Origin of the sequence: Streptomyces sp. MCA2 (assembly GCF_023544705.1) — a bacterium.
Classification (GTDB): Bacteria; Actinomycetota; Actinomycetes; order Streptomycetales; family Streptomycetaceae; genus Streptomyces; species Streptomyces decoyicus.
The window spans coordinates 1-10,876 of the sequence record NZ_JAMJFM010000055.1 but is presented as its reverse complement, the minus strand read 5'-3'; the positions used below and the strand labels follow the sequence as shown (position 1 = coordinate 10,876).

The 10,876-nt window shown below is 73.1% G+C and carries 8 protein-coding genes; 5 read left to right on the top strand and 3 right to left on the bottom strand.

The annotated features are described in order from the left end of the window. Positions 1-376 precede the first annotated feature (376 nt). On the top strand, positions 377-2,101 hold the full coding sequence (locus M8I34_RS33440) for a CocE/NonD family hydrolase (RefSeq protein WP_250056046.1): 1,725 nt from the start codon (positions 377-379) through the stop codon (positions 2,099-2,101). 54 nt (positions 2,102-2,155) lie between these two features. Here M8I34_RS33440 and M8I34_RS33435 read toward each other — a convergent pair whose 3' ends face one another. From M8I34_RS33435 to M8I34_RS33425, 3 genes are all read right to left on the bottom strand, one after another. Continuing rightward, positions 2,156-3,196 carry a peptidase gene (locus tag M8I34_RS33435; protein WP_250056044.1) on the bottom strand — a complete coding sequence of 347 codons (1,041 nt, stop codon included), beginning with the start codon at positions 3,194-3,196 and terminating at the stop codon, positions 2,156-2,158. 220 nt (positions 3,197-3,416) lie between these two features. Then, a complete protein-coding gene (locus tag M8I34_RS33430; RefSeq protein WP_250056146.1) occupies positions 3,417-4,307 on the bottom strand; it encodes an SDR family oxidoreductase in 891 nt (296 codons plus the stop codon). 94 nt (positions 4,308-4,401) lie between these two features. Next, positions 4,402-5,346 carry a DUF4429 domain-containing protein gene (locus tag M8I34_RS33425; RefSeq protein WP_250056043.1) on the bottom strand — a complete coding sequence of 315 codons (945 nt, stop codon included), beginning with the start codon at positions 5,344-5,346 and terminating at the stop codon, positions 4,402-4,404. 165 nt (positions 5,347-5,511) lie between these two features. On the opposite strand from M8I34_RS33425, the gene M8I34_RS33420 reads away from it, so the two are divergent. The 4 genes from M8I34_RS33420 (at position 5,512) to M8I34_RS33405 (ending at position 10,798) form a co-directional block, all read left to right on the top strand. Next, entirely contained in the window at positions 5,512-7,143 is a 1,632-nt protein-coding gene (locus M8I34_RS33420) for an alkaline phosphatase (protein WP_250056041.1), read from the top strand. Positions 7,144-7,336: 193 nt separating this feature from the next. Further along, complete coding sequence (locus M8I34_RS33415; protein WP_250056040.1) at positions 7,337-8,671, top strand: multidrug effflux MFS transporter; 1,335 nt, start codon at positions 7,337-7,339, stop codon at positions 8,669-8,671. 56 nt (positions 8,672-8,727) lie between these two features. Beyond that, positions 8,728-9,804 carry a serine hydrolase gene (locus M8I34_RS33410; RefSeq protein WP_250056038.1) on the top strand — a complete coding sequence of 359 codons (1,077 nt, stop codon included), beginning with the start codon at positions 8,728-8,730 and terminating at the stop codon, positions 9,802-9,804. Positions 9,805-9,844: 40 nt separating this feature from the next. Continuing rightward, positions 9,845-10,798, top strand: coding sequence for a small ribosomal subunit Rsm22 family protein (locus M8I34_RS33405; protein ID WP_250056037.1), 954 nt, complete (start codon positions 9,845-9,847; stop codon positions 10,796-10,798). Positions 10,799-10,876 lie beyond the last annotated feature (78 nt).

Here is a 10,876-nt window from a genome sequence, read left to right as displayed (position 1 = left end):
CGCCGGCTCGCACCCGGCCCTTCCTCCTCGCCGAGGCCTGGGGGACGTCCGTTGCCCGCCGGAACGTCCGGATCACCCCGCAATTCGCTGCATGTCAGACGCATTTCGCCTCGCGAGAGTGTAGTGCAGCCCTCCGGTTCCTCCGTGAGGGAGAAGTTACCCGGCGGTCGGGTGGGTTTGCCGTGGTCAGAGCGGTGCGCCGGACGAGCGGGTACCGGCCGGCCCGTCCGCCGTCGCCGCCGTTCCCGCTCCGCGCCGGCACGCCGTGGCGCCGCCACGGATACCCGCGGACAATGGAAGGAGGGAACGGCGGCCGACCGTCGGCGGACGGCTGCTGCTGCGGTAGTGCCCGGGGGATTGCTCCGAGGGCGGTGTGATGCTCGTCGACTGGGATGCGCCGATCACAATGGGCGACGGGGTCGAGCTCCGCGCCGATGTCTTCCTGCCGGACGACGGCGAGACCCATCCCGTGATCATGAGCCTGGGGCCGTACGCCAAGGGGCTTGCCTTTCAGGAGGGGTTCGCCCCCATGTGGCGCACGCTGGAGGCCGAACACCCGGACGCGGTCGCGGGGTCCTCGAACCGCTACCAGAACTGGGAAACGGCCGATCCGGAGAAGTGGGTGCCCGACGGCTACGTCGTGATCCGGGTGGACTCGCGCGGCGCCGGACGGTCGCCCGGATACCTGGACATCCTTTCGCCGCGCGAGACGCAGGACTACTACGACTGCATCGAGTGGGCGGCGGCCCAGCCCTGGAGCAACGGCAGGGTGGGGCTGCTCGGCATCTCGTACTACGCGGTCAACCAGTGGCAGGTCGCGGCGCTGCGGCCGCCGCACCTCGCCGCCATCTGCCCCTGGGAGGGGGCCACCGACTTCTACCGTGAACTCACCCATCACGGCGGGATCCTGCACGTCTTCCTCCCGCACTGGTATCCGGTCCAGGTCGCCTCGATGCAGCACGGTGCCCCCGACAGTCCGCGGCACCGGGTCACGGGGGTTCCGGTCACCGGCCCCGGGGTCCTGAGCGAGGAGGAGCGGGCCAAGAACGCCGCCGACACGGTGGCCGCGTTGCACGACCATGCGCTGCTCGACGCGTACTACCGGGAGCGGAGCGCGGACCTGGCGCGGATCACCGTCCCCGTGCTGTCCGCGGCCAACTGGGCGCATCACCTGCACACCCGGGGCGGGTTCGAGGGGTATGCGGGCGTCGCGAGCGAGCAGAAGTGGCTGGAAGTGCACGGGCTCCAGCACTGGGTGGAGTTCTACACGGACTACGGGGTCGGCCTCCAGAAGCGCTTCTTCGGGCACTTCCTCCAGGGGCAGGACACCGGCTGGGACAAGCAGCCGCCGGTCTTCCTCAATGTGCGGCGGGCCGACGGCAGCTTCGAGCAACGCGCCGAGGAGGAGTGGCCGTTGGCGCGGACCCGGTGGACGGCGTTCCACCTCGACCTCGTCCGTGGCGCTCTCGCGCCGGCGGCGGACCCCGGTGAGCGCAGCGCCGAGTTCGAGGCGCTCGGGGACGGCCTGACCTTCTGGACCGAGCCGCTGGCCGAGGAGCTGGAGCTGACCGGGCCCGGGTCCGCGTCGCTGCGGGTGGCCTCGTCGACCACGGACGCCGACCTCTTCCTCACCCTCCGGGTGCAGGACCCCGACGGCCGCGATGTCACCTTCGTCAGCGCGATGGACCCGCACGGCGCGATCGGGCTGGGCTGGCTGCGGGCCTCGTTCCGCAAGCTCGACGCCGCGCGCAGCAAGCCGTACCGGCCCTGGCACACCTTCGACGAGCGGCAGCCGCTCACCCCCGGCGAACCCGTCGATCTGGAGATCGAGATCTGGCCGACGTCGGTGGTCGTCCCGGCGGGCCACCGCCTCGGCGTATCGGTGCTGGGCCGGGACTTCGCGTTCCCGGGCGCCGGGCCGTGGCCGACGGCGTTCGGGGTCGCCATGCGGGGCAACGGCACCTTCGTCCACACCGACCCCGAGGACCGGGGCTCGGACGTCTACGCGGGCCGGACGACGCTCCTCAGCGGCGGGAAGCACCCGTCCTTCCTGCTGCTGCCGGTCGTGCCGGCCGGCGCGGGGAAGGCGGGTTCCGGCTGAGGGGCTTGCCCGAGGGGCCGCACGGATGGCGCCGTACGGCCCCCGAGGAGCGGGTCAGGACGACTGGGCCGTGGTGTAGAGGTTCTTGGCGTCGTCGCCGAAGTACGGGCCGAACATGGTGTTGGGCCAGAACTGGTAGCCGAAGCTGTTCACCGAGGACTGGAGGCCGGTGCCGGTCTTCTCGTCGAACGTGGTGAACCAGGGACCGCCGCTGGAGCCGCCGGTCATGTTGCAGGCCAGACCGTGGTCGGTGGAGAACAGCGGGTCCTTGATGGTGGTGCCGCTGCAATAGATCAGCTTGCTGCCGTCGTACGGGGCGGCCGCGGGGAAGCCGAAGGCGTACATCGCCTTGCTGTAGCCGGAGTTGAAGGACAGGCCCTGGCCGCCGACGGCATCGGTGAGCTTCTTGCCGTCGAGCGGGGCGACCACCGCCGCGCCGACGTCGTAGTTGATGTCCTCACTCGCCGTCCACTGGGGAGTCGAGAGCGTCTTGGCCGCCGGCCACTTGCCGTACGGGGCCTCGCCGTCGTGATAGCCGGGGACGAAGACCCAGTTGGTGTGCCAGGCGCCGCCCAGCTTCACACAGTGCCCCGCGGTGATCACGGTGCTCTTGTTGCTGCTGGTCACCGCGTCGCCGGAGCAGGAGGCGGTGCGGCCCTGGTAGGTGAAGAACACCCGTCCGGTGGTCTTGGTGACCGCGCCTCCGCCGGTCCAGGGCCCGCCGGCCTGGGGGAGCGTCTGGGGGAGCAACGAGGCGGCGGGCACCTTCGGGAGCTCCGGGAGGGTGGGGGCCACCTTGAGCGGGGCGCTGCGCGGGACCGCGGCGGGGGTCGCCTTCTTCGCGGGTGTGGCGAGGTCCAGGGGAGCGGCGGCGCGCATCCGGTCCGCGGTCCAGAAGGCGCCGGAGGTGGTCTGCGGGCCGGGGGAGCGGTGGGAGTGCTGCGGGGTGGCGGCGCCGGCCGAGCCGGTGGGAAGCAGCAGGGCGAGCAGCGTACCGGCGGCCGTCAGAGCGCCGAGGGCGGCCCGGGACCTGTGCGCGGGGTGCGGCGCGGCTATGCCGTGAACTGCCGGTATGCCACGAACGGTTCGTCTCACGCGTGACTCCTTCTGCGGGGGCCGCGCACGGCAGGGCGCACGCGGTCGCGGGGGAACGGGGCCGCGCGCGGGCGGCCCCGGCAGACGAGTGGTGCGGATCCGAGGTAAGGGTGCCACCGGAAGCGGCAGGAGGGCAGGGGTCGTACGGGGATTCGATGTCCGGGCCGGGCGCCGGGCTCGCCCTCGTCCGGTCAGTGCCGCAGTCCGGCCCGGTGCGGTCTCAACCCCGGCCGATGTAGGGCATGTTGGTCGCCATCACCGTCGCGAACTGCACATTGGCGGCCGGCGGCAGCCCCGCCATGTGCACCACCGTGCGGGCGACGTCCGCCGCGTCCATCACCGGCTCCACCGCCAGTTGCCCGTTCGCCTGGAGAATGCCGGTCTGCATCCGGCCGGTCATCTCGGTCGCCGCGTTGCCGATGTCGATCTGGCCGCAGGCGATGCCGTACGGACGGCCGTCCAGGGAGAGCGACTTGGTCAGTCCGGTCATCGCGTGCTTGGTGGCGGTGTACGCGACGGAGTGCGGGCGCGGGGCGTGCGCGGAGACCGAGCCGTTGTTGATGATGCGTCCGCCCCGGGGGTCCTGGTGCTGCATGGCGCGGAACGCGGCCTGGGCGCAGAGGAAGGAGCCGGTGAGGTTGACGTCGACGACCGCGCGCCAGTCGTCGTACGTCAGCTCCTCCAGCGGCGCCGCCCGGCCGAACGTGCCCGCGTTGTTGAAGAGCAGATCGACCCGGCCGAACCGTTCGCGGACGGTGGCGAAGAGGGCGTCGACCTCGTCGGGGCGGGTGACATCGGTCGGCACCGTCAAGATCGCGGGGCCGTCGGTGTCCACCGGGCCCGCCAGCCGGGAGGTCTCCGTCAGGGCCTCGGCGCGCCGCCCGGCAAGGGCCACCGTCCAGCCGTCGGCGACCAGCGCATGGGCGACCGCCCGCCCGATGCCGGAGCCCGCGCCGGTGACCACGGCCACCTTCCGGGGCGCCGCACCGCCCTGCCGTGCCTCCTGTGCCGCCGGCGCCGTCTGCGCGCTCTGCCCGCCCCGGGAGGTGGGCGCCGGCAGGGTGGGCCGCGCCGCGGTCGCCGTGCCGCCCACCTGCCCGGCCCGTGCCATCGGTGTCGTCCGCGCTGCCGGTCCCGCTGTGTTCTCTGCCATGGCGGCAGCGTAAACGGCGTACGGGGAGCGGACCGGCCGCGGCCGCCGCGACTCAGCCCGTGGTGTGGAAGCGCTGGAGGACCGCCGCCTTCGTGGCGGTGAACTCCTCCTCGGTGAGGATGCCCTCGCGGCGCAGCTCGCCCAGTTCGCGCAGCCGGCGCAGCAGCGCGTCATGGTCGTCGTCGGCGGCGGCGGTGCTTCCCCCGCCCGCCGGCCGCGCGGACGCCTCGGGCGCGGGCGGGGCGAGCGCCGCCGCGGCCGGGGTGCCCGGCGTGAGGGATTTGTCCGGGCCGGCCGAGGGGTGCGGCAGCCGTGCCGCGACGGCGGCCGCCAGCAGCGCGGTCGTGCCGCTCTCCTTCTTGAAGCCCCACAGCTCGATGGAGTTGGGGTCGTTCTCCGGTGCGAACCGCTCGGTCCTGCCGCGCGTCCGGAAGCGGAGATAGCCGGACTCCAGCCCGGCGGCGGCCCGCCACTCCACCGCTTCCAGGTCGGCCAGCGCAAAGTCCCTGGGGCCCCAGTGGCGCTTGGTCTCGCTGGTGTTCCAGCGCCATTCGAGCTGCACCCGCTCGCCGTCGAAGGAGGCGATCCCGTCCACTCCGGCGGCCGACAGCGGGACGGACGGGCCGGGCAGCAGATAGCGGTCGACGGGCCCGTCCGGTATCTGCTCCAGCATCAGGGCCTGCCGCACCGCGTCCACGAAGTACTCGGCGACATCGACCCGGGCCGCGTCCACGGCCACCTGGTACGGGCTCGCCTCGTCCGGCAGGCCGCCGCCGGTGACCTGGAGCAGCGGATCCGCGCCGTCCCGCAGCCGGAGCCGCAGCCGGCCGCCCTTGCGGGCCGGTTCGTAGGCGATCCCGGCCATCGCGGCCAGCGGCACCGTGAACTCCCCCAGATCCTGGCGCAGTTTGTGCACCCCGCGTTCACGCCCCGGCACGATGCGTACGACCTCGTCGTCGAAGGTCCAGGTGCCGTCGCGCACCATCAGTTCAGCCATGCCCCGAATCCTACGGAGGCACCTGGGGTGCCGCGATTGTCCGACGGCGTCCGGTGCGGGCCCAGTCCTCATCCACCTGTCATGCATGCGTCGTGCATGGGACAGCGTCACGCCGTCCCGCGCCCCTCCAATCACTGGGGACAACCACCGCCAGGGGAGGGCCAGATGACGCACCACGCACCGCACGAGCAGGAGATCCGGGCCGCTGCCGCGCACTTCGGCCGCCGCCGCTTTCTCACCGCCACCGGAGCCGCCGCCGCGCTCGCCTTCGCGACCAACCTTCCGGGCACGGGCGCCGCATACGCCGCCGAGGCCGATGCACGGAAGATCACCGAGAACCCCTTCACGCTCGGTGTCGCCTCCGGTGACCCGCAGCCCGGCTCCGTCGTGCTGTGGACCCGGCTCGCCCCGCGTCCGTACGAGCCCGGCAACGGGATGCCGGACGCCCGCGTCACCGTCCGCTGGGAAGTCGCCTACGACGAGCACTTCAAGCGGCTGGCCGGCCAGGGCCGCGCCGACGCGCACGCGGAGTTCAACCACTCCGTGCACATCGAGCCCACCGGCCTCGCGCCCGACCGCGTCTACTACTACCGCTTCCGCGCCGGCAGCTGGATCAGCCCGGTCGGCCGCACCCGCACCGCGCCCGCCCGCAGCGCCCGGATCTCCGCCCTGAAGCTCGCCGCGGTCTCCTGCCAGGCCTACCACGACGGCTACTTCACGGCCTACAAGCACCTGGCCGAGGAGGACCTCGACGTGGTCTTCCACCTCGGCGACTACCTCTACGAGTACCCCGTCAGCGCGGCCGGCGGCGTGCGCAACTACACCGACCGCGAGCTGCCCGCGGTCTTCAACCGTGAGACGGTCACCCTGGAGGACTACCGGCTGCGCTACGCCCTCTACAAGTCCGACCCGGACCTCCAGGCCGCGCACGCCGCGCACCCCTTCATCGTCACCTGGGACGACCACGAGGTGGAGAACAACTACGCCTCCGACATCAGCGAGGACCACCTCCCGCCCGCCGAGTTCCTCGTCCGCCGCGCCGCCGCCTACCGGGCGTACTGGGAGAACCAGCCGCTGCGCCGCCCGCAGCGGCCCCAGGGCGCCGACGCCCGGCTCTACCGCCGCATCCAGTACGGGCAGCTCGCCCAGTTCGACATCCTCGACACCCGCCAGTACCGCTCCGACCAGGCCTACGGCGACGGCTGGCACGCCCCGGGCCCGGAGTCCCTGGACCCCGGGCGCACCCTGACCGGCGCCGCGCAGGAGCGCTGGCTGATCGACGGCTGGCGGCAGTCCTCCGCGCGCTGGAACGTGCTGCCGCAGCAGGTCACCTTCTCCGAGCGGCGCAATGCCACCGGCGCCGGCTACCAGCTCAGCATGGACGCCTGGGACGGCTACGCGGCCTCCCGTGACCGGGTCCTGGCGGGCGCGGAGTCGGCGGGCGTGGACAACCTCGTCGTCCTCACCGGCGATGTGCACGTCCACTACGCCTTCGACATCAAGAAGGACTTCAAGAACCCCGGTTCGCGCACCGCGGGCGTCGAGTTCGTCACCACCTCGATCGCCAGCGGCAAGGACGGCGCCGACAAGCCCGCCAACTGGGACACCTACCTGGCCGCCAACCCGCACCTGAAGTTCTACAACGGCCGGCGCGGCTACCTCACCGTCACCCTCGACCAGGACACCGCCCGCGCCGACTACCGCACGGTGACCGCCGTCACCACCCCCGGTGCGCCGGTCCGCACCGCCGCCTCCTTCGTCACCGAGGCGGGCGATCCGGGGCTCAAGCCCGCTTGATCCGGGCGTCCGCACCCGGGGGCCCGGGACGCCCGTCCCCGGTCTCCGGGACGTCCGTCCCAGGCCCCCTTGGACCTCCGCCCTAGGCCTCCGGGACGCCCGTCCTAGGTCCAAGGGACCGGGCCGGAAACGGCCGGGAGGCGTCCCGTGCATGACACCATGGTGCAGCCCTCGATGACCCATGGAGACACCTATGACGGAGCCCGGCGCGGCCGATCCCAAGGACCTTCCCGCAATAGCCGAGCGGGGCGCAGCAGCAGAGCCGGCCGCACCGGCCGCACGTGCCGCGTCCCGCCGCACCGGACTCCTCGTCACCCTCGTCCTCGGCGGCCTCACGGCGGTCCCGCCGCTCTCCATGGACATGTATCTGCCGGCCCTGCCGCAGGTCACCGCCGCCCTGCACAGCCCGGCCGCCACCGTCCAGCTCACCCTCACCACCTGCCTGGCGGGCATGGCGCTGGGCCAGATGATCGTCGGCCCGATGAGCGACAAGTGGGGACGCCGCCGCCCGCTGCTTGCCGGCATGGTGATCTACATCCTGGCGACCGCCCTGTGCGCCATCGCCCCCACCGCCGAACTCCTCATCGCCTTCCGCCTGTTGCAGGGCCTGGCGGGCGCGGCCGGCATCGTCATCGCGCGGGCGGTGGTGCGCGATCTGTACGACGGCGTGGCGATGGCCCGGTTCTTCTCCACCCTGATGCTGATATCCGGGGTGGCGCCGGTCGTCGCCCCGCTCATCGGCGGCCAGATCCTCCAGATCACCGACTGGCGCGGGGTGTTCGTCGTGCTGACCGCCGTCGGGGTGGCGCTCACCCTCCTGGTGTGGCGCCGGCTCGACGAGACCCTGCCGCCCGAGGGCCGGCATTCCGGCGGCCTCGGCCAGACCCTGCGCACCATGCGCGATCTGCTCGCCGACCGGGCCTTCTCCGGCTACCTCCTCGTCGGCGCCTTCGCCTTCGCCGCCCTCTTCGCCTATATCTCCGCCTCGCCGTTCGTGGTGCAGGAGATCTACGGTGCCTCCCCGCAGACCTTCAGCCTGCTCTTCGGCATCAACTCGGTCGGCCTGGTGTGTGTCGGCCAGTTCAACGGCAAGGTCCTGGTCGGCCGGGTCGGCCTCGACAAGGTGCTCGGCACCGGACTGGCCGTGATCGCGCTCGCCGCGGCCGCTCTGCTCCTGATGTCCTCCGGCGTCTTCGGCCGGGTCGGCCTGGTCCCGGTGGCCGCCGGCCTCTTCGTCCTCATGGCCGCGATGGGCCTGGTCATGCCGAGCACCAACACCCTGGCGCTGCTGCGCACCCGGCACGCGGCCGGCTCCGCCTCCGCGCTGCTGGGCACCTCGACCTTCCTGCTCGGCTCGGTGGCCTCCCCGCTGGTGGGCATCGCGGGCGAGCGGACGGCCCTGCCGATGGCCCTGGTGCAACTCTCCTGCGCCATATTGGCGCTCGTGAGCTTCCTGGGGATGTGCCGCCCGTGGCAGCGTAGGGAGGAGGACAACGGGAGCACGGCGGGCGAGAGGACCAGGCTCTGAACGCACCGAGACTCACCTATGGCACGCCGTCCCGGGCGGGACTGGATCCCGCATGCATGGAACGGCTGGTCCGCGGCGTGCGGGCGCTGCCCGAGGGCCGGCCGCCCTGGGCGCCCGGAGTCGTCGTCCTGGCCGGCCGGGGCCCGGTCGTCGCCGCCGAGGCCGCCGCGGGCTGGGCGCTGCGCTTCCGGGCCTACGACCCCGACCGGGACCGCGGCCTCGACCTGCCCCGCGATCTGTGGGAGCCGATGCGGGTCGGCACCGTCTTCGACCTCGCCTCGCTCAGCAAGCTCTTCACGGCCATCGCCGCCGTCCAGCAGATCGAACGCGGCCGGCTGGCCCTCGACGACGAGGTCCGGGCCGACCTGCCCGCCTTCGCCCGCGGCATCACCGTACGGCAGCTGCTCACCCACACCTCCGGGCTCGCCCCCGAGCTGCCGTTCCACGACCACCGGGACCGCGGCGACCAACTGGCCCTCCTGTGGGCGGAGGCGGCGGCCCCGTCCGGCAGGCCCGGCGCCGGGCACCTCTACTCCGACCTCAACCTCATCGCCCTCCAGCTGATCCTGGAGCGGCGCACCGGGGAGCGGCTGGACGCCTTGATCCGGGACGGCATCACCGGCCCGCTGGGCATGTCCAGCACCTCCTACGGCCCGCTGGCGCCGCAGGGCGTGGCGGCGACGGAGGACCAGCGGCGGCCCTGGGCCAAGGCGGACCGCGGCATGGTCCGCGGTGAGGTGCACGACGAGAACGCCTGGGCGCTGGGCGGGGTGGCCGGTCATGCGGGGCTCTTCTCCACCGCCCAGGACCTCGCCGTGCTGTGCCGCACGCTGCTCAACGGGGGCGCGTACGGCCGTGCCCGGATCCTCGGCCCCGACGCCGTGGCCGCCCTCCTGGACCCGCCCGGCCTCGGCTTCGGTGTCGACCAGCCCTACTTCATGGGCGAGTTGGCGGGCCGGGGCGCGGCCGGGCACACCGGCTTCACCGGCACCAGCCTGGTCCTCGACCGTGCCACCGACACCTTCCTCGTCCTCCTCGCCAACACCGTCCACCCCCGTCGCCGCAACAGCGGCAGCGCTCCCCGGGCCGCGGCCGCCACCCGGCTGGCCCGTGCGGCGTCCCGCGCCACCTGACCAGGCAGGGCACACCGCGGGGCCCCGTAGAATTTCGGTCATGCATGAGGAACTGCGCGCCGCGCTGGCGGGCCTGCTCGACGGTCTGCCGCCCAAACAGGCCGCGCAGGCCGTGGAACGGCTGATCGCCAACTACCGGGGCCGTACGCCCACCGACGCCCCGGTGCTGCGGGACCGCGCCGATGTCGCCGCGTACGCCGCCTACCGGATGCCCGCCACCTTCGAGGCGGTGCGGGCCGCGCTGACCGCGTTCGCCGCCCGGGTCCCGGACTGGTCCCCGGCCACCCATGTGGACATCGGCGGCGGCACCGGCGCCGCCACCTGGGCCACCGCCGCCACCTGGGAAGGCCACCACAGCACCGTCCTGGACTGGGCGCAGCCCGCCCTCGACCTCGGCCGGGAACTGGCCGCCAAGAACCTGCCCGACACCGCATGGCGGCGGCAGACCATCGGCGAGGGCCTGACGGTCCCCGCCGGCACGGACCTGGTCACCGTCTCCTACGTGCTGGGGGAACTCCGTCCCGAGGACCGCCGTGCCGTCGTCGCCGCGGCGGCCACCGCGGCCCAGGCCGTCGTCCTGATCGAACCCGGCACCCCCGACGGCTACCTCCGCATCCGCGAGGCCCGCACCCAGCTCACCGAAGCCGGTCTGCGCATCGTCGCCCCCTGCCCGCACAGCGACACCTGCCCCATCGTCCCGGGCCAGGACTGGTGCCACTTCGCCGCCCGGGTCAACCGCTCCTCCCTCCACCGCCAGGTCAAGGGCGGCTCCCTCCCGTACGAGGACGAAAAGTTCAGCTACGTCGCCGCCACCACGTTCGACGCCGCCCCCGCCCCCGCCCGCATCATCCGCAAACCCCAACTCCGCAAGGGCCAGGTCCTCCTGGACCTGTGCACGACACAGGACGGCCTCCAGCGCACCACGGTGACCAAGCGGCACGGCACCCACTACCGCCAGGCCCGCGACGCCTCCTGGGGCGACGACTGGTCCTGACCTTCCTCACGGGCCCTGACCTCGCCCTCACCCTCACCCTGGTTCTGACATCACCCCCACCGGGCTGCGGCCCCACCA